The organism is Bradyrhizobium neotropicale (genome assembly GCF_001641695.1).
Classification (GTDB): Bacteria; Pseudomonadota; Alphaproteobacteria; order Rhizobiales; family Xanthobacteraceae; genus Bradyrhizobium; species Bradyrhizobium neotropicale.
Genome location: NZ_LSEF01000058.1, coordinates 203,083 through 221,623 on the forward strand (window position 1 = coordinate 203,083; position 18,541 = coordinate 221,623).

Consider the following 18,541-nt stretch of genomic DNA (forward strand, 5'->3'; position numbering starts at 1 on the left):
CCTTCCCTCCGCTCAGATGACCTTGAAGTGGGCCATCGCGATGATCGCGAGCGTCACCGTGATCGCGCCGCCGATCCGGGTCGCGACCTGCGCGAACGGCATCAGTTCCATTCGTTCGGCAGCGGTCAGGATCATGACGTCGCCGGTGCCGCCAAGACCGCTGTGGCAGGCATTCACGATCGCGGTCTCGATCGGATACATCCTTAGCAGGCGGCCGACATAGAATCCTGTCGCCGTCAGCGTCACGACGGTCGCGATGATGGTCACCAGATTGGCCGGGTGGAACGCTTCGACCAGTTCATGCCACGGCGTCAGCGCCACCGCGGTGGAGAACAGCAGCGGATAGGTCACCGCGGTGACGAAGAAGCGGAACACGACGCGGGCGCCTTCCTCCAGCGAGGCCGGCACCGCCTTGAGCAGCTTGACGAGCACGACCAGGAACAGCATGGCGACCGGAGCCGGCAGACCGATCAGGCTGTGGATCAGCGTGCCGAAAACGTAGATGGCGATGCCGCTGATGCCTCCGGCCGCGACGGTTGCGACATCGACGCTGGTGACGCCGGCATGCGCGTGGTCGCGGACGGCGTCCGCCGCAACGTCGGCGCCCGGCTGGAGCTGGCCGTCGCCGGTGAGATCCGGTCGCCGCTTGCCCAGCGAGTTCAGTGCTCCGCAGCAGATGATGGCGACGAGGTTGCCGAAGAACACCAGCGGCAGGATCTGACCGAGCATGGCGCCCTGGTTGAGGCCCAGCGCCTCCGCATAGCCGACCGAAAGCGGGATCGCGCCTTCGCCGACGCCGCCCGCCATCACGGGGACGACGACGTGGAGAATCGAGCGCCAGAAGCCGATCCCGCACAGCCAGCCGACCGCACCACCAACGCCAAGCGCGAGGATCGAGCCGCTCACCAGCGGAATGAAGATCTTGACGAAACCCTGGATCAGCACGCGCCGATCCATGCTCAGGATCGAGCCGACGACGACGGCGGTGATGAAGAGATAGATGAAGTTGGTGGACTTGGTGAACGTCGTCACCTGCTGCACCAGCGGCGCCGGCAGCAGCTGATGCGCGACCAGGAACGACGGCAGGAAGATCGTCACCAGTGAGGAACCGCCGATTACGTTCAGGATCGGGATCCGCCGCCCGATCTCGGCGCAGGTGAAGCCGCCAGCGACGAGTACGGCGATCATCACCGTGACCTCGCCGGAAATCTTACCCTTGAAGGAGAAAGCCGCGATCAGGCCGAGCAGGAGCAGATAGACCGGCAGAGGGATGATGCCGACCCTGATCTCCATCAATCGCTGCAGGAAATTGGCGGCGGATGTCTCGGCCGTGGGCGCGCGCTCCGTGACCGGATGCATGGGGCCGGCCACCGCATTGGTCGTCATCGTTCCTCCCGAAATTCCAAATAGGTGCGGCCGGTTGCGTATCCTTCCGTCGGAAGCGATCTTGCGGGAGGCTCCAGCCTGCGTAAAATGCATTAATCGCAATTTTTCATGAGAAATTGGCATGAAGATCCCGATCGACGGCGTCCAGGCCTTCGTCCATGTCGCCGAGCTCGGCAGCTTCAACCGGGCGGCGGATCATCTCTTCATCACCCAGACCGCATTGACGCGCCGCATTCAGCGGCTGGAGGCCTTCGTCGGGCTCCGTCTGATCGACCGCACCACGCGCTCGACGGCGTTGAGCCCGATGGGGAAGGATTTCCTGCCGCTGGCGCGCCGCATCGTCGATGACCTCGTCCATGGCCTCGACCGGCTGCGCACGACATCGCGCCTCGGGGTTGGCGACGTCACGCTGGCGACGCTCCAGTCGGTCGCGTTCCGGCAGTTGCCGCTTGCACTGCGCATGTACGCCAGGAAGTATCCGCACAATCGCATTCAGCTGCTCGAGCGGTCCGGTGCGCTCGTCACCGATGCGGTGCGCGAGGGCCAGGCCGACTTCGGCATCCACATCCAGCAGGAGGCCAACCCCGATCTCTCCGAGGAGATGCTGATGCGCGATCCCTTTGTTCTGGTCTGCAGCCGGGCGCATCCGGCCTCGAAGCTGAAGCGGGTGGCATGGTCGAACCTGGCGGGCATCGACCTCATCACGCTCGGCGGCGCCAGCGGCAACCGCCGCATCGTCGAGACGCAGCTCGTCAAGGCAGGCCTGCAGACGCGAGGCCGCTTCGTGGTCGAGAGCACGCCGAGTGCGATCGCGTTGGCGCGGGAGAATGTCGGTGCGGCAATCCTCCCCGCAGCGATGAACGCGACCACGGTCGCGACCGGCCTGGTCGAAGTGCCGCTGCTCGATCCGGTCCTGTACCGCACGATCGCCCTGGTGCGGCGGCGCAACGAGACGCTGTCGCCCGCTGCCAGCGCACTCTACGGAATTATCAAGACACGGCTGTCGAGCGGTAGGCGATGATATCGGGCCGTTCCGCTTGCCGGAAAATCGGGCGAAAACGATTTCTGTTGCCTTGGCCGGATATCTGTACGAAGAGCGTCTGAAGAGCCACAATCGACGATCCGAAAAGGGAGAAACCAATGCGTGAAGCCGTCATCGTTTCCTATGCGCGCACGGGCCTGGCGAAGTCCGCCCGCGGCGGGTTTAACATCACGCCGCCGATGTCTCTCGCGGCCCACGCCATCCAGCACGCGGTCGATCGCGCCGGCGTCGACAAGGACTATGTCGAGGACTGCTATCTCGGCAATTGCGCCCACGGCGCGCCGAACATCGGCCGTCAGGCCGCGCTGCTCGCGGGCCTGCCGAAGACCACCGCCGGCGTCTCGGTGAACCGCTTCTGCTCGTCAGGGCTCCAGACCATCGCGATGGCCGCCAACTCGATCCGCTCCGACGGCGCCGACTGCATCGTCGCCGGCGGCGTCGAGAGCATCTCGATCCCCGGCGGCGGCTCGCCGAAGGAATCGATCGATCCGGAACTCTTGAAGGTCGCGCCCGGCATCTTCATGGCGATGATCGACACCGCCGACATCGTCGCCGAGCGCTACAAGCTCAGCCGCGAATATCAGGACGAGTTCTCGCTGGAATCGCAGCGCCGCATGGCCGCGGCGCAGCAGGCGAACAAGTTCAAGGACGAGATCGTCCCGATGAAGACCAGGATGAAGGTCGTCGACAAGCAGACCAAGGCCGAGAGCATCGTCGACTACGTCGTCGATCGCGACGAGTGCAACCGGCCCGAGACCACGATGGAGGGCCTCGCCAAGCTCGAGCCGGTCAAGGGTCCGGGCAAGTTCGTCACCGCCGGCAATGCCAGCCAGCTCTCCGACGGCGCCGCCGCCGTGGTGCTGATGGAGGCCAAGGACGCCGAGAAGCGCGGTCTCAAGCCGCTCGGCCGCTTCGTCGCCTGGGCGACCGCCGGCTGCGAGCCTGACGAGATGGGCATCGGTCCCGTGTTCGCGATCCCGAAGCTGCTCAAGCGCACCGGCCTGAAGATCGACGACATCGATCTCTGGGAGCTGAACGAAGCCTTCGCCAGCCAGTGCCTGTATTGCCGCGACAAGCTCGGCATCGATCCCGCCAAGTACAACGTCAATGGCGGCTCGATCGCGATCGGCCATCCCTTCGGCATGACCGGCGCACGCTTGACCGGCCACCTGCTGCAGGAAGGAGCGCGCCGCAAGGCCAAGTGGGGCGTCGTGACGATGTGCATCGGCGGCGGCCAGGGCGGCGCCGGCCTGTTCGAGATCTATAGCTGATCAAAGCGCGCTAATGAGAAAAGGCACGGCGCCGCAAAGCGCCGTGCCTTTTTGTTTGAGCGCTGCATCAGAATGGGCTGACCCGATTTAGCAGCTCGATCAAGGTTGATCGTTCGGCCTCACTGAGGGGAGCAAGCATTCGGCGGTTATAGGGCGCCGTAAGCCTGACGGCATCCCTCATCAATTTCTCGCCTTTCGATGTCAAAGTGATCTCTGTCGCGCGCCGGTCGATTTTTGACCGGCTTCGCTTCACCAGACCGGCATGTTCGAGCTGGTGCAGGATTTTGGTCAGATTCGGTAGGTGAAGTCGCAAAAGGGTCGCGACGCTACTAGGAACGATCCCCGGGTTGTCCCGCACCAGCATGAGGATGGCGTAGGTCGCAGGCGTCAGTCCGAGTTCAGCGAAGGTATCGTAGAAGCCGTCAAAGAACTTCAACTGGATCAATCGGATCACGAAGCCGGGGGTGCCGCGAAGGGCAGCTAGATCGAGCTGCTTCTCTGCCGCCATTGTTGCGATTGCCATTGGCTCCCCTGGGTCATCTTCGTTTCGCATCTATCACGACGCATGCCGAATTGACACCGTCCAAGATACTTATAAAATATAAGTATTATGCGCCTGAGACCGCAATGGTAGCTGGGAGGAGTATCCATGAAGGTGGCAAGCCTATTGGCGACGTGCATCTGCTCACTCGCGCTTGGTTGCGGGTCGGCCGATGCGCAGGAACGGGTAAAGCTCGGCGTCCTCAACGACCAGTCCGGGGCTTTTGCGAGCTACCAGGGCATCGGGTCGGTCATCGCGGCACAAATGGCTGTCGAGGATTATGGCGGAAAGGCTGGCGGCAAGCAGGTCGAAGTCGTCAGCGCAGATCACCAGAACAAGACCGATGCCGGCGTCAACATCGCACGTCGCTGGTATGAGAATGAGGGCGTCGATGCAATCTTCGACGTTCCCAACTCGGCGATTGCGCTGGCGGTCGCGGGAATGAGCGCCGAAAAGAACAAGGTGTTCGTCGGATCGGGCGCCGGCACGGCGCTCCTGACGGGGGAAAAGTGCACACCGAATACGGTTCACTGGACTTACGACACCTACGCTTACGGTCGCGGGCTCGGCAAGGCTGTCGTCGAGCAGGGCGGCAAGAAGTGGTTCTTCATCACGGCCGATTATGCCTTCGGCCACGATCTGGAGAAGCAAGCGGCCGAAGCGGTCAAGGCATCCGGCGGACAGGTCCTTGGAGCTGTCCGTCATGCTCTCGGGACGGCGGACTTCGCCTCGTTCCTGTTGCAGGCACAGGCTTCCGGCGCCGACATCATTGGCATTGCCAACGCCGGCGATGACACGATCACCTCGATGAAGCAGGCCGCCGAGTTCGGCCTGACCAGGGATCACAAGCTGGTCGGCCTGATTCTGGGCATGAACGGCATTCCGTCCCTTGGGCTGCAATTCGCTCAAGGCGCCCAGATCATGAATCCGTTCTACTGGGACCTCAACGACGGCACGCGGTCGTTCGCCAAGCGCTTCTCGGAGCGCATCCCGTCCAAGGCCTACCCCAACGACATGCAGGCCGGCGTTTACGCCTCCGTCATTCACTATCTGAAGGCTGTCGACAAGGTCGGTAGCGCGAAAGACGGCAAAGCGGTCGTCGCGGCCATGAAGGAGCTTCCGACGGATGATCCGTTGTTCGGCAAAGGCTTCATTCGCAGGGACGGACGCAAGATCCATCCGCTCTATCTCCTCCAGGTCAAATCGCCCGACCAATCGAAGTCCAGTTGGGACCTCCTGAAGGTCGTCGGGACCATCAAGGGCGAAGATGCCTTCAGACCCGAGAGCGAGGGCAATTGCCCTCTCAGCAAACAGTAGGTGGAGGGAGCCGGCATGAGCCAGTTTGCCTCCACCCGGATCGATCCGTTCGCTGACGACGTGCTGACGGATCCGTATCCGGTCTACCATGCGTTCCGCGAATTAGGGCCGGTATTCAGGATCGAGCAGTACGACATCTGGGCGATGGCGCGGTATGAACAGGTCGAATCCGCTCTCAAGGATTGGCGAACCTTCATTAGCGGGGAGGGCGTCGGCCTGAAGGGGATGAACCCGGCGCTGCCCCGGCCGATGACGTTGCAGATCGACCCACCTGATCACGAGAAGGGACGTCGGGTGCTCGCCCGGACCATGTCACCGGGCGTCGCGAAAAAGCTGCGCGAGACCTTCCAGAGGGAAGCCGAGAAGAAAATCTGCGAGCTCGTCGAGCGCGGTACCTTCGACGCGATGACGGATCTCGCCATGGCGTATCCGATGAAGGTCTTCCCCGATGCCATCGGCGTCTCGGAGGAGGGACGCGAGAACCTGCTTGCCTGGAGCACGTTCGTCTTCAACAGCTTCGGGCCAGAGAACCACATCCTCGCCAGATCTCGTGACCCGGGCCTCGCCGCGCAGAAGTGGATCATGGACCGTTGCGCGCGTAGCGAGCTCAGGCCCGATGGTATTGGCATGATGATCTACCAAGCTGCGGATGCCGGGGAGATCACGGAACACGAAGCCACGCATCTGGTCCGGCCGTTCCTGACCGCGGGAGTCGACACGACGATCAATGGTCTCGGGAATACGCTTCTTGCGCTTGCCAGTCATCCAGTGCAGTTCGAAAGGCTGCGCGAACGGCCCGAACTCGCCCGCAACGCCTTCGAGGAAGGGCTGCGCTATGACTCGCCTGTGCAAACTTTCTTTCGCACCACCTCGCGCGAGGTGGAAATAGCCGGCGATACCATCCCGGCAAACCGCAAAGTGCTGATCTTCATGGCTTCCGCCAACCGTGATCCGGCGCGTTGGCAGGAGCCCGACCGGTTCGATGTGGAGCGACCCGCAGCGGGGCATGTGGGGTTTGGTTCGGGCATCCACGCCTGCGTGGGGCAGATGATCGCGCGCCTGGAAGGTGAGTTGGTTCTCACCGAACTTGCCAAGCGCGCGAAATCGATCGAACTCATCGCCGAGCCGGAGCGGATGCTCAACAACTCTCTTCGGGGTCTCAAAAGCATGCCGGTCCGTGTGACGGCTGCTTGACCTCCCCGCTGATGACGGTGGGCGACCCTTGCGAGATCTCAATCTCCGCTATGGGGCACGAGCAAGGGCGTACCCGCCGCACGTGATCTGGACGTGCAAGAGCCTAATACCGCGCGGCAGGCTGCTTGGTCTTCGAGGGCGCCATGCCGGTGGTTTGCCCAGTCGTCTCCTTCTTCATGTGCTTCGCATGCTTCATGTGCGTCGCGTGCTTGGACGTGTGCTTGGCGACGCCGGGTGACGCCTCTGGCGCGGGCTGCGTCTGGGCCATCGCGCTGCCAACCGCAAGCGCAAGAGCGCATATCGTTGTGAAAATGAGCTTCTTCATGCTTGTCTCGATGGGATGGGAAACAATCGCATTAACTGGAGAACCGCCAAACAGTTCCAATCGCGGGCAACGCGCACCTCCCGCGTGGCAGCAATCAACCTGGTCTATCACGCCTCTACGCCCGCGCCAGCGCCTGGGCGAACACCACCTCGATCAGCGTGCCGGAATTGGCCGCGCTCTTGATGTTGAACTGGGCGCGGTTGGCTTCGACCAGCGCCTTGGTCAAGGACAGGCTGAGCGCCGAATTGTCCGACGCATCGCCCGGCGGCGGCGTGCGGAACGGCTCCATCGCGGCCGCGACCTCCTTCTCGGACAGGCCATGGCCGGTGTCGCGGATGCGAAGGGCAACCTCGCCGCGATCGTTCAGCGCGGTCGAGACGATGACCTGGCCGCCGGCGCTCGCAAGCCGGATCGAGTTGGTGATCAGGTTCATGGTGATCTGCCGCATCGCGCGCGCATCCGCCATGACCTGCGGCAGCGCGTGCGCGAGCGAGGTGCGGATGATGATGCGCTCGCGGTTGGCCTGCGGCTGCATCACCGTGACGCAGGCTTCGACGAGATCGTTGAGGTGGAGGGTGGCGAAGTTGAGGTCGAGCTTGCCGGTCTCGATGCGCGAGAGCTCGAGCAAATCGTCGATGATCGCGATCACGCGCTCGCCGGAGGCGCGGATGTCCTTCATGTATTCGCCGTAGCGCTCGTTGCCGAGCGTGCCGAAACGTTCGGAGATCATCACCTCGGCAAAGCCGATGATCGCGTTCAGCGGCGTGCGGATCTCGTGGCTGATCCGCGCCAGCATGTCGGCCTTGGCGTTGGCCGCGCCATTGGCGAGCCGCTGCGCCTGCTTCAATTCGCTCTCGCCCTTCTTGCTCTGCGAGAGATCGCGGAACACGGCGAAGAAGTTCGGGCCGTCGGGCCTCGTGCGGCCCATGATCATGGCGAGCGGAAGGACGCCGCCCTTCTTCTCGCGGCCCAGCACCTCGCGGCCGTGGTCGAGCAGGCTCGATATGTCCTGGCTCCTGAGGCTTTCGAGATAGTCGGTCACGACGCGCTGGCTCTCCGGCGCGAACAGGGTCAGCAGATTCTGCTGCAGCAGCGTCTCGCCGTCATAGCCGAACAGTGCTTCGGCGCTGCGGTTGCAGGCGTGGATGTTGCCTTCGGCATCGAACATGATGATGCCTTCGGCGGTGGTGTCGAGGATCGCCGCAAGATCCTCGGCGTCCGCGTCGCCGGCCTCGATTTCAGGCTCGGGCTCATCGGGGATCATCACCACGGGCTCGGCGACGACTGGCGCGGCAGCAACAGGCGCGGCCTGCGGCAGCGCGCAGATCAGCGCATGCGCGGTGTCGCCGTCCCAGGCGATCGTGTGCAGATGCGCCTCGGTGGCCGCTAGCGGCTCGTCGCCATCGGCGACGCTCGCGCTGATCGTCACCGGCGTGCCGGCTTGCGACGTGCTGCTCGCCGCGGAGACGCCCACCTCGATGTAGAGGGCATCCAGCCCGCCGGCATTCTCCAGCGCGCTCAGATCGGCATAGCCGATGCGCGCGAGAAAGGCGGGGTTGGCGTAGAGCAGGCGGTCGAGGCGATAGATCAGGACGCCTGATGGCAACAGGTCGAGCAGCGTGCGGTCGCGCGCGCTGTCGCCGCGCGCCGGCGGCTCGGGCTCGGTCAGCCATCCGGCCGGCAGGCGCGGTGGCTCCGCCTCAGGCGGCGGCTCGGCGGCGGTCTCGCTCGTCAGTGGCTCGGACGATGCGCCCGCAATGGTCTCTCGCTCTCGCTCGAGCCGCTCCGACAATTGCCGGGCGAGCTCGTTGAACGCGCTGTTCTCGACAGGCGTGAGCGTCGGCGATCTCGCATCGCCGTGCGGGCGGAACGGCACAACGTTGGGAGGCGTTTCCACTGGCGTGTCCACGGATTTTTCCAAATCGGTTGGGTGTGAATTCGCGTCGGTTGCTGGTTCAGGCAGTTCGGCTTTGTTCAGTTCGGCTTTGTTCAGTTCGGCTTTGTTCAAATCGTCTTGGGGCAGTTCGTCTTGGGGCAATTCCTCTTGGGGCGGTTCGGCTTCGAGCGGTTCAGGCTCGGACGGTTCAGGCGCGGCCGAGGCCAGCTCATCCGGAGCAGGCGGCGCCTCCGGTTCGGGCGCGACAATGTCGGCGGAGAGACGCTGCGGCGTCGGCGGCTCGGTGAACAGCTCGAACCGGCGCAGCGCATCGAGCCGGTTGAGGCCGTCGAGATCGCGGCACACGCCAAAGCCCTTGAAGCCCGCGAAATTGCGCGCGCGGTCATGGACCGGCAGGCCGGCGAGCTCGACCGGCAGGTGCTGGTCGCCATCGACCGGCCAGTTCACGGTGATCCCGGCCCAGGTGTCGCGGCTCGCCAGCGCCTGCGCGACGTGCCCGTCCGGATCGAGCGAAAACTCTTCCGCGATCTCGTGCCAGGGCCGGCCGAAGCCGGCTGCCGTATGCGCGCCGATCAGGCGGATGAACTCGTCGGAGCCGAGCACGAAGCGCCCCTGCGCATCCATCTGCCACAGGAAGCGCAGCGGGTGATGGCGCGGTGCGGGCGGCTCCGCATGTCGTGACGGCGGCTCGACCATGCCAGCCGTGATCGGCTCGGCTTGGGGCGAGACAATGGCTTGCTTGAGGATTTCAACCGGAGATTTGATTGCAGCCTGCGCCGGCTCCGGCTCGCTCAGCGCGGGAGCAGGCAGCTCATCCGGCTCGGCAAACGCATCGAACAGCGCGAATTCGGCAGGGGCCTCGTTCGACAACGCCGGTTGCTCATAGTCCGGCACCGCGGCCGCAGATGCGGGCGGCGCGGCCTCGGGTTCAGGCTGCGCGGAGTCCTGGTGTGCGATATCCTGGACGACCTCAGGAGCAACCTCGTCCGCCTCGGGCTCCGCCGGCCGGACGAAAGGCGCGATCAGCGCAACGAGGCCGACATCGGCACCCACGCCGACCCTGTACAGCACCATGTGGCCGATGCCGGTCGTCGTCTCGACATGGCCCTGCCGCAGCGCCTCGCTGCGGGCTTCATCGAGGCCGGCCTCGCCGAGATCGCGAAGGCCGAGCAGGGGGCGGGCGGCCTCGCTCGCGCCGATGAACGGGCCGTCGGGCGTGAACGCCGCCATCGGCACGTGCACACCTTCGACCAAACGCTGCAGGCGCTCCACCAACGGCATGCCGCGGCCGGTCGGGTCCATCGCGGTGACGAGCACGCCGTGGCTGCCGTCGGGAAATTCGAGCCGCGCGCAGGCGCAGGTCATGAGGACGCCGAGCGGGGCGCCGAAGCCGCGCAGCCGCTCGAGCCGGACCGCGCCGCTGGCAGCGAGCTGGCGCGCGAGGCGGGCGACCTGGCGGCGATGTGGGTCCGCGGGCCCGAACGCCTTTGCCGCGAGCACAACGGCATTGGGCGCGCCGAACAGCCTTGCGCCGACCGGATTGGCCCAGAGCACGCGCGTTCCGTCGATCGACCAGAGCCACGCGGGCAGTGGAGAGGTCGCATGCACGGCCAGCCGCGGATCACCGACGCCTCGCAACTGGAAATCCGAACTACTCATCCAACCGGCTGCTTCTCAAGCTCTCACGCGTCTCCCACGTGTCTCTCACGTGTCTTGGGCGTCGGGGTTTCGGGCGCTGCCGGAATGGCAGCCTTAAGAAAGGGTTAGTATCGCCCGCGGGCGCGGGCAGGTCCACGGCCGCAGGGCCGAAGGGGCGCCCCAAAGCCGCGATAACCTTAATCCGGATGAACCCGCAAGGGCGCGCCTGCGTTAGCCCCCTGAGATTCGCGAGGACCGGGCCGCCGCGTCACACCGGCAATACCCGGCGCTGCTAGTCTCACTGTGGGCACGTCAGGGACGGCCCGGGGCGCGTCGGGGACGGCCGCAAAAGGCCGAAAAAAACCAACAGGACAGGAGTGGTAGGGATGACCCAGCAGGCGCATGAACGTTTTGAGATTCCGCCCGAGATGCGATCCATGGCGGAAACCGGCTTCAAGCAGGCGCGCGAGACATTCGAGAAACTGCTCGCCGGCGCCGAGGCCGCGGCCGGCTCGTTCGAGGAGCGCGGTGCGACCATGCGCGCCGGCGCCAGGGACGTCGGCACGAGGGCGATCGCCTTCGCCGCGACCAATGTGGAGGCCTCCCTCGACTACGCCCAGTCGCTGGTCCACGCCAAGGACGTCTCCGAGGTGATGCGGCTGCACAGTGAATATGTGCAGGCGCAGATGCGCGCCCTCGCCGAGCAGGCCAGCGAGATCAGCCAGGCCGTCAGCCGCGCCGCGATCGACGCGACCAGGCCCAAGCACTAGGGGGATGTCATTCCGGGGCGCGCCCCTTGGCGCGAGCCCGGAATCCATTCATCCACCTGCTCCGCGGCCCGATGGATTCCGGGCTCCCTCGCTGCGCTCGGGCCCCGGAATGACGGAATTGACCGTCGCGCTTCCAGGTCACCGCCGTGCCGCGATCGACGCGACCAAACCCAAGCACTGAGGGCATCGAGATACCGCAACCATGGGTTCCCCCGGGCCAGGATCTGCATCCCGGCCGGGTTAAATTTTCGCGGCGCACCTCTGATCACATTGCGTTGCACAATGTTGACATGATAGCCGTGAAGAATGCTTGGCGCTGGGCGAGCCATCTCTCGTTTGAAGCGTTAGCAGTTTTCGTACCCGCCGACTTGGCCGGCGGGCGCGCCAGACGGCTCACTCGATTTGCAACTTAATCGTGAGGGACAATCATGACAGGTGCGACTGATCCATTTTCTGCCTCGATCATTCCGTTCGAGGTTCCGGAACAGATGCGGGCGTTCGCCGAAAAGGGCGTTTCGCAGGCCCGCGAAAGCTACGCCAAGTTCAAGGACGCGGCCGAAAGCCAGAACGGCACCATCGAGGCCGTGTTCACCACCGCCAGCAAGGGCGCGAGCGAATACACCGCCAAGCTGATGGAGTTCATGAAGGCCAACACCAGCGCCCATCTGGACTTCGCCCAGGAGCTGCTCGGCAGCAAGTCGCCGACGGAGGCGATGGAGCTGTGGACCGGCCATACCCGCAAGCAGTTCGAGACCCTCCAGGCCCAGGCCAAGGAGCTCCTCGAGATCGGCCAGCGCGTCGCCACCGAGACCGCCGAGCCGATCAAGGCCAGCGCCGCCAAGTTCGGCAAGCCCGCTGCCTGACCGATTTGGTCCGTTCAAATTAAGAAACCCGGGCCCAGCGGCCCGGGTTTTGTTTTGGAAATAACGTCGTTTAAGGGGTGATTCGAGGGGAATGCGGCCTTGCCAAAAACGGCCGTTGCACCTAGTTTCCGCCCCGTCCAGCCCCCTTGGCCTCGGCCTGCTCAAGGCCCCCTAAAGGCGGCTCGCAAGGATGCAGTTGTAGCTCAGTTGGTTAGAGCGCCTGTCTGTGGAACAGGAGGTCGGTGGTTCGAGCCCACCCAACTGTACCAAGATTGCGGATAACACCGTGTTCTCAGCATCTTACTGATAGACCAGTAGTATTTGCGCCGCCTAAAATACAAAAGGCTGCACGAATGGCGTTGCGAATGGTCGTGCTCAACCGACTTCCAGACAATTGATGGTTCGCCCGCAATGTCGTCCGGAGGACGTTCGCGAGGAATACCAGCGGCTATACGGCGTGAAGCGCGAGGCCCATCTGAAGCCGGCCGGCCCAAACGGCCATCAGTGGATTCCCTAGATTCTTCTGGAGGCTTAGGGCGCAGCAGAGCACGCCGCCGGATTGCGGCCCATTAGCGGCAGGGTCTCCAAGTCGTACCTTGGCACGACCACGCCCAAGCCACGGGAAGCCACAGGTTCGATCTGTTGACGAGGCGCGCCGCCAAGCTCAGACTTGCCAGCAAGGCGATCTCGGGCAACGAAACGAGATGTCGCTGGGGGCGGCTTGGCCATGGAGCAGGAGCAGCCAGTTCGGGTCGGACGCCGGTTGGCAGCGATAGTTGCGGCTGACGTGGCAGGCTACTCGCGGCTGATGGGCCTGGACGAGGTCGGCACCGCCCGCTCACTCCGAGAACATCGCAAGGTTACCGACGCCCTTGTGGCAAAACACGGGGGGCGCATCGTCAAGACCACGGGCGATGGCGTGTTGCTTGAGTTTCCCTCGATGGTCGATGCGGTCGAATGCGCCGTGGCGGTGCAGGCGGTGATGGCCCAGAGGAACGAAGGTATCCCGCTGGACCGGCGCATGCTGTTTCGGATCGGGATCAATCTCGGAGACATCCTGATTGACGGGGATGACATTCTTGGCGATGGCGTCAACGTCGCAGCTCGACTTGAGGGTATAGCGGAGCCGGGGGGCATCTGTGTCTCTTCTTCTGCTTACGAACAGGTTCACGGCAAGGTCCTGGTCGATTTCACTGATCTTGGCGAGCAGACCCTCAAGAACATCGCCCGGCCGATCCGTGCATATGCGGTTGGCCCAAGCGCGAACGCTCAGCAAACCACTCATCTGCCATTCTCGGCTCCGCACCTGTCCATCGTGGTTCTACCTTTCGCCAACATCGGCGGCGATCCAGAGCAAGACTACTTCGTGGATGGAGTGACCGAGAGCCTCACCACGGACTTATCGCGCATCAACGGCGCGTTCGTGATTGCGCGCAACACCGCGTTCACGTTCAAAGGGAAGGCCGTAGACGTAAAGAAGCTGGGGCATGAGCTGAACGTCCGGTATGTGCTCGAAGGCTCAGTCCAACGCGGCGGCAACCGGATCCGCGTGAATGTGCAGTTGATTGACGCCGAAACTGGCAATCATCTCTGGGCTGAGCGCTTCGACAAGCCCGTTGCCGACCTGTTCGATGTGCAAGATGAAATAGTCGCGAGGCTCGCCAACACGCTCGATGCCCAACTCATTACTGCCGAGGCTCGGCGAGCAGAGCGTTCGCCGCACCCTGATGCGATGGACCTGTGTTTCCAAGGCAAAGCTTCCATAAATAGGGGTGTGACACCCGAAAACATGGCGCAAGCTCTCAATTTCTTTAAGCGTTGCCTCGCACTCGATCCTGAGAACATCGAGGCACTCATTGGGACAGGATTGGCGGAAACCTCAATCGCTCAGAATTATTTCGACGACAAACGCGCAGCGCGGCTGGTGGCAGCTGAACCGCTCGTGGTGAGGGCCTTGTCTATAGCCCCACAACATGCCTTAGCCCACGCGGTGTTAGGACTGATCCAAATTCAATCGAACCGAGCAGCCCAAGGCATCGCTGAATGTGAGCGCGCTCTGGCCTTGGACCGTAATCTGGCTGTTGCCCATGGTTGGATTGGCCTTGCCAAGGTTTATTTGGGTCGTTCTGCTGAAACGGAGGCTCACGTCCAAGAGGCGCTCCGACTTTCTCCGCGTGATACCTTTGTCTTTCGATGGATGACGTTCGTCGGTGTCGCCAAGCTGTTGCTCGGTGCCGATGCCGAGGCGGTCGTATGGTTACGTCGCAGTATAGAGACCTACCGAGATTTTCCTCTTCCGCATTTCCTTCTTGCAGCTGCTTTGGCGCTTCTCGGTCAGTTGGATCAGGCAAAGGCCGCTACTGAAACGGGACTTGCGTATTTTGCGGATTTCACCATCCGCCGCTATCGCACCAATTTGCCGAGCAGCAACCCGACCTTCCTTGCTGGGCGCGACCGAGCCATTGAGGGCATGCGCTTGGCCGGGGTGCCTGAGGGCTGACGTTCGTTAGTTGAGGCGGATACCGGGACACAAACTGATGGCCACAAGTTGGCACTGAGGCACGCATGTCAGACCCTGCAGCCGTCATCCGACGCCTCGTCGCGGTCTTCTCAGCTGATGTCGAAGGCTATAGCCGCCTCATGGGCGCTGACGAGGTCGGCACGCTCAAAGGACTGACCGAACGGCGCGCTATCCTCGACAGGCTCATTGGGGAATACAGGGGCCGCATAGCGAACACGGCCGGCGACAGTGTACTTGCCGAGTTTGGGAGCGCTGTAGAGGCGGTGCAGTGCGCGGTGGATGCGCAGACTGCGTTGGCCGAAGCGAACGCCGGTCTCGCAACTGATCGCCGCATCAACTTCCGTATTGGCGTGCACATCGGTGACGTGATGGTGCGCGCTGGGGATTTGTTCGGCGACGGCGTGAACATAGCCGCGCGGTTGCAGTCCATCGCGAACCCAGGAGCCGTGTGCATCTCCGAGGCCACGTACGATCAGGTGCGCAAGGTCTTGCCGATGACCTTCGCGGACCTTGGTGTTCAGCAGGTGAAGAACATTCAAGAGCCAGTCAGGGTCTATCAAGTGGGTGCGCCAAGCGAGTCGCGAGAGGCTGCTCCTGCGCGTGTTGCTGAGATTGAGAGCCCGCCTCCGTTGCCTGACAAGCCTTCTATCGCGGTGCTACCATTCCAAAACATGTCAGGTGACCCGCAGCAGGAATATTTTGCAGACGGCGTGGTGGAAGACATCACCACCGCACTGTCGCGCTTTAAGTCGCTGTTCGTCATAGCGCGGAACTCATCATTTTCCTACAAGGGAAAGTCGCCCGATATACGACAAGTGGGCCGCGACCTCGGTGTGAGATACGTCCTCGAAGGCAGCGTGCGTAGGGCAGGCAGTCGACTAAGAATCACTGGTCAGCTTATCGATACCAGCACCGGCGCACATCTTTGGGCAGACCGCTTCGACGGCGCCCTCGAAGATGTCTTCGAACTGCAGGATAAGGTCACAGAGAAAGTCGTCACGGCCCTTGCGCCGCGTCTTGAGCAAGCCGAGATTGACCGTTCGAAGCACAAGGCGGCTGGAAATCTTAGCGCATACGATTGCTATCTTCGAAGTCTGCCCCACTTGCAGTACCCATCAAAACAGAGCCTTGAAGAGGCGATGCCGCTTTTGAGGCACGCCGTCGAACTCGATCCCGAGTTTGCCGCAGCTTACGGCCTGATTGCGCAGTGTTACGCCCACCGGAGGGGCTGGGGGCACGTACCGGATGCTGACGAGAAGGCGGAGGTCGCCCACCTCGCCCGGATCGTTCTGCGAACTGGCGAGGATGACGCGGCGGCACTCGGTAGTACGAGTTGGGCCGTCGCCTACATCTTGCGTGACCTCTCACATGCTCAGTCGCTGGTCGATCGCGCTTTAGCGATGAATCCCAACCTGGCGCATGCTTGGAGAACCAGTGGCTGGATCAACCTGTGGTCAGGCAATCCGGCCGTGGCCGTGGAGCATCTGACCCGCGCCATGCGGCACGACCCGCTGCACGGATGCCATGATTCGTCCATGCGAAATGGAATGGCGCACGCCCTATTCTTTCTGGACAAGTATGACGAGGCAATGGCTTGGGCCGAAAGCGTGCTTCGGGAAAATCCTAATGGGCATGCAACCCTGCGGATCTTCGCTGCTAGCGCCGGAGTTGCCAAGATGACAGGCACCGCCTGCGAAATGGGTGCGCGATTGCGCGCCATCGATCCGGAGTTTCGTGTCTCGCGTCTGGCGTCCTACCTCGGCCCGTATCAAAAGCCCGAATTTGTCGAAAAGTATGCTCAAGGCCTCCGGCTCGCGGGGTTGCCTGAATGAAACCGGTACTCCGCCTCGCTGCCTGTGGCGAACACGCGGCTCGTTTCAGCTCGACAAACGTTCGCCAGCGAAGCCCGTGTCTTTGAAGCGGAGGGGTCGGAGATTCCTGCGCCGTAGGTCCCGCCGGAAGGGGACCCAAATCAACACGCCCTATGCTCGAAGGGCACGTTGTGGGCCTTGAGGCCGGAAATGAAGTGAACGTCGCGGCTGAGCCGGTCGAGCTTCGTCACACCCACATGGTACTTGAGCTTTCGGGCTGCAGTCAGGGCGGCCTTTAGCTGGGGCCTGCGGTCCAGCGCGTGCGAGCCCTTGCACGTCTCGACCTGAACGAGCTCGCGGGCCACCTCGTGTCCCTCGGTAGCCGCGAAGTGGGCGCCTAAATGCCCAAGCCTGGGCGCTGCGCGACCGCTATCCGGACTTCCCCAGTCCGATTGCATCGCTGGCATGAGACGCTGAGCAGATGGCGCGGCATCTTGCGGAGCCAGGGCGTGTACTCATCACTCAAGCGCTTGATTTGGGCGGCCCAGATGTCCGCTCGTCCCTCAACAGCGGCATAAAAGATGGGGTAATCGGCCGGCCCAGCTTGTGGATAGCTGAATATTTAAGGTGCTGCGCTTCAGGCTGATGGTGAAAACGAGGTCCGTGGTGACGGCCTCAAGCATCAGGAGAAGCGCAGCATGGACCATTTTGCCGGACTGGACGTATCGGTCAAGGAGACGAGTGTCTGCATTTTGGATGATACGGGCAAGATCTTGAAGGAAGTGAAGGTGGCGAGTGAGCCCCAAGCGCTTCTGAAGGTTCTGGGGAATCCCGCCTACCGCTTCAAGCGGATCGGACTGGAAGCCGGGCCGTTATCGCAATGGCTGTTCAGCGCTCTCGCCGAAGCCGAGTTACCAGTGATCTGTGTGGAGACTCGGCACATGCAGGCGGTGCTGAAGGCGCAGATCAACAAGACCGACCGCAATGACGCGCGCGGCATCGCTCAGATGATGCGGGTGGGAGTGTATCGCCCGGTGCATGTGAAGACGCTACGCAGCCAGAAACTGCGTATGCTGCTAACCCATCGCAAGCTATTGCAGTCGAAGGCCATCGCCATCGAGAACGATCTGCGAGGGACTTTGCGTAACTTCGGCCTCAAGGTGGGCATAGTCGGAATGGTGAGGTTCGAGGCCCGCATCCAGGAGCTTGTCGAGACTATTCCCGACTTGGCGATCCTGGTGGAACCGCTGCTCGTCGTGCGGCGGGCGCTACGCGAACAGATCATCATCCTGCACCGCCGCTTGCTGGCCATCGTGCGCGACGACGAGGTGTGCCGGCGCCTGATGACGACCCCCGGTGTCGGCCCGGTGGTGGCGCTGACCTATCGCGCGACCGTCGATGTGCCAGCCCGATTCCGAAAATCCAAGTCGGTCGGGGCAGTGTTTGGGCTGACGAGCTCCAGATATCAATCAGGCGAGATCGATTGGAGCGGCAGGATATCGCGCTGCGGGGATGAGATGATGCGGGTGATGCTCTACGAAGCAGCGCAGAGCATGTTGCATTCGAAGAAATGGTCCTGGCTCAAGGCCTGGGCCATGCAGATCGCCAGGCGTCGCGGAATGAAGAAGGCGATCGTGGCCCTGGCCCGTCGGCTGGCCGTCATCATGCACCGCATATGGGTCGATGGCACCGAGTTCCGGTGGACCCGGGAGCCAACCGCGACAGCAGCATGAAAACCGTTCAGGATCAAAGCCGATAGGAGGAAACTCGAGATCCACCCAGCAGTGGAAAGATGTCCCTCGCGGGACGATGGATGAGGTGAGTTCGCATGTCCGCTTGAACCTGTCGTTCAAACTAACGACAAGGCCGCGCAAAAGATTGTTCTACTTCGTCCTCGAATCCCATGATGGAAGGGCCCTGGTGCCGATTCCGAAGAGAAGCGCGAGCCCGTGAGCGACATCGACA

The 18,541-nt window shown here is 63.0% G+C and carries 14 protein-coding genes and 1 tRNA gene; 10 read left to right on the top strand and 5 right to left on the bottom strand.

Features of this window, described 5'->3' with window-relative positions; translation table 11 throughout:
• Positions 1-12: 12 nt before the first annotated feature.
• Complete coding sequence (locus tag AXW67_RS19360; protein ID WP_082907959.1) at positions 13-1,386, bottom strand: 2-hydroxycarboxylate transporter family protein; 1,374 nt, start codon at positions 1,384-1,386, stop codon at positions 13-15.
• A 121-nt stretch (positions 1,387-1,507) separates the two neighbouring features.
• Here AXW67_RS19360 and AXW67_RS19365 point away from each other — a divergent pair, with 121 nt between their 5' ends.
• Positions 1,508-2,407, top strand: coding sequence for a LysR family transcriptional regulator (locus tag AXW67_RS19365; protein ID WP_063679135.1), 900 nt, complete (start codon positions 1,508-1,510; stop codon positions 2,405-2,407).
• Positions 2,408-2,526: 119 nt separating this feature from the next.
• Positions 2,527-3,699 (top strand): thiolase family protein, encoded by a 1,173-nt coding sequence (locus AXW67_RS19370; RefSeq protein ID WP_063679136.1) that lies wholly within the window; start codon positions 2,527-2,529, stop codon positions 3,697-3,699.
• A gap of 67 nt (positions 3,700-3,766) precedes the next feature.
• Here the strand turns inward: AXW67_RS19370 and AXW67_RS19375 are convergent, their stop codons facing one another.
• On the bottom strand, positions 3,767-4,222 hold the full coding sequence (locus tag AXW67_RS19375) for a MarR family winged helix-turn-helix transcriptional regulator (protein ID WP_027551822.1): 456 nt from the start codon (positions 4,220-4,222) through the stop codon (positions 3,767-3,769).
• Between the two features lie 126 nt (positions 4,223-4,348).
• Here AXW67_RS19375 and AXW67_RS19380 point away from each other — a divergent pair, with 126 nt between their 5' ends.
• Both AXW67_RS19380 and AXW67_RS19385 read left to right on the top strand, forming a co-directional pair.
• A complete protein-coding gene (locus tag AXW67_RS19380; RefSeq protein ID WP_063679137.1) occupies positions 4,349-5,557 on the top strand; it encodes an ABC transporter substrate-binding protein in 1,209 nt (402 codons plus the stop codon).
• 15 nt (positions 5,558-5,572) lie between these two features.
• Positions 5,573-6,751 carry a cytochrome P450 gene (locus AXW67_RS19385; protein ID WP_027551820.1) on the top strand — a complete coding sequence of 393 codons (1,179 nt, stop codon included), beginning with the start codon at positions 5,573-5,575 and terminating at the stop codon, positions 6,749-6,751.
• Positions 6,752-6,854: 103 nt separating this feature from the next.
• Here AXW67_RS19385 and AXW67_RS19390 read toward each other — a convergent pair whose 3' ends face one another.
• Complete coding sequence (locus tag AXW67_RS19390) at positions 6,855-7,076, bottom strand: invasion associated locus B family protein (protein ID WP_027551819.1); 222 nt, start codon at positions 7,074-7,076, stop codon at positions 6,855-6,857.
• Between the two features lie 115 nt (positions 7,077-7,191).
• Positions 7,192-10,632: a PAS domain-containing protein gene (locus tag AXW67_RS19395; RefSeq protein WP_063679138.1), complete on the bottom strand. Its 3,441-nt coding sequence runs from the start codon at positions 10,630-10,632 to the stop codon at positions 7,192-7,194.
• 365 nt (positions 10,633-10,997) lie between these two features.
• Here AXW67_RS19395 and AXW67_RS19400 point away from each other — a divergent pair, with 365 nt between their 5' ends.
• From AXW67_RS19400 to AXW67_RS19420, 5 genes are all read left to right on the top strand, one after another.
• Positions 10,998-11,381 (top strand): phasin family protein, encoded by a 384-nt coding sequence (locus tag AXW67_RS19400; RefSeq protein ID WP_063679139.1) that lies wholly within the window; start codon positions 10,998-11,000, stop codon positions 11,379-11,381.
• Between the two features lie 428 nt (positions 11,382-11,809).
• A complete protein-coding gene (locus tag AXW67_RS19405) occupies positions 11,810-12,244 on the top strand; it encodes a phasin (RefSeq protein WP_063679140.1) in 435 nt (144 codons plus the stop codon).
• 192 nt (positions 12,245-12,436) lie between these two features.
• Positions 12,437-12,513: transfer RNA gene (locus AXW67_RS19410), tRNA-His, on the top strand.
• Positions 12,514-12,971: 458 nt separating this feature from the next.
• Positions 12,972-14,744 (top strand): adenylate/guanylate cyclase domain-containing protein, encoded by a 1,773-nt coding sequence (locus AXW67_RS19415; protein WP_063679141.1) that lies wholly within the window; start codon positions 12,972-12,974, stop codon positions 14,742-14,744.
• Positions 14,745-14,809: 65 nt separating this feature from the next.
• On the top strand, positions 14,810-16,597 hold the full coding sequence (locus AXW67_RS19420; RefSeq protein WP_063679142.1) for an adenylate/guanylate cyclase domain-containing protein: 1,788 nt from the start codon (positions 14,810-14,812) through the stop codon (positions 16,595-16,597).
• Positions 16,598-16,737: 140 nt separating this feature from the next.
• Here AXW67_RS19420 and AXW67_RS45055 read toward each other — a convergent pair whose 3' ends face one another.
• On the bottom strand, positions 16,738-17,043 hold the full coding sequence (locus AXW67_RS45055) for a recombinase family protein (RefSeq protein ID WP_082907960.1): 306 nt from the start codon (positions 17,041-17,043) through the stop codon (positions 16,738-16,740).
• A 231-nt stretch (positions 17,044-17,274) separates the two neighbouring features.
• Here AXW67_RS45055 and AXW67_RS19430 point away from each other — a divergent pair, with 231 nt between their 5' ends.
• Positions 17,275-18,309, top strand: coding sequence for an IS110 family RNA-guided transposase (locus AXW67_RS19430; protein WP_063676386.1), 1,035 nt, complete (start codon positions 17,275-17,277; stop codon positions 18,307-18,309).
• Positions 18,310-18,541: the final 232 nt, after the last annotated feature.

Excerpts from the sequence above, each read along its gene's own strand:
- AXW67_RS19420 (WP_063679142.1), top strand. The coding sequence starts at position 14,810 with ATGTCAGACCCTGCAGCCGTCATCCGACGCCTCGTCGCGGTCTTCTCA.
- AXW67_RS19430 (WP_063676386.1), top strand. The coding sequence starts at position 17,275 with ATGGACCATTTTGCCGGACTGGACGTATCGGTCAAGGAGACGAGTGTC.
- AXW67_RS19395 (WP_063679138.1), bottom strand. The coding sequence starts at position 10,632 with ATGAGTAGTTCGGATTTCCAGTTGCGAGGCGTCGGTGATCCGCGGCTG.
- AXW67_RS19400 (WP_063679139.1), top strand. The coding sequence starts at position 10,998 with ATGACCCAGCAGGCGCATGAACGTTTTGAGATTCCGCCCGAGATGCGA.
- AXW67_RS19385 (WP_027551820.1), top strand. The coding sequence starts at position 5,573 with ATGAGCCAGTTTGCCTCCACCCGGATCGATCCGTTCGCTGACGACGTG.
- AXW67_RS19390 (WP_027551819.1), bottom strand. The coding sequence starts at position 7,076 with ATGAAGAAGCTCATTTTCACAACGATATGCGCTCTTGCGCTTGCGGTT.
- AXW67_RS19365 (WP_063679135.1), top strand. The coding sequence starts at position 1,508 with ATGAAGATCCCGATCGACGGCGTCCAGGCCTTCGTCCATGTCGCCGAG.
- AXW67_RS19380 (WP_063679137.1), top strand. The coding sequence starts at position 4,349 with ATGAAGGTGGCAAGCCTATTGGCGACGTGCATCTGCTCACTCGCGCTT.
- AXW67_RS19370 (WP_063679136.1), top strand. The coding sequence starts at position 2,527 with ATGCGTGAAGCCGTCATCGTTTCCTATGCGCGCACGGGCCTGGCGAAG.
- AXW67_RS45055 (WP_082907960.1), bottom strand. The coding sequence starts at position 17,043 with ATGCCAGCGATGCAATCGGACTGGGGAAGTCCGGATAGCGGTCGCGCA.
- AXW67_RS19360 (WP_082907959.1), bottom strand. The coding sequence starts at position 1,386 with ATGACGACCAATGCGGTGGCCGGCCCCATGCATCCGGTCACGGAGCGC.
- AXW67_RS19405 (WP_063679140.1), top strand. The coding sequence starts at position 11,810 with ATGACAGGTGCGACTGATCCATTTTCTGCCTCGATCATTCCGTTCGAG.
- AXW67_RS19415 (WP_063679141.1), top strand. The coding sequence starts at position 12,972 with ATGGAGCAGGAGCAGCCAGTTCGGGTCGGACGCCGGTTGGCAGCGATA.
- AXW67_RS19375 (WP_027551822.1), bottom strand. The coding sequence starts at position 4,222 with ATGGCAATCGCAACAATGGCGGCAGAGAAGCAGCTCGATCTAGCTGCC.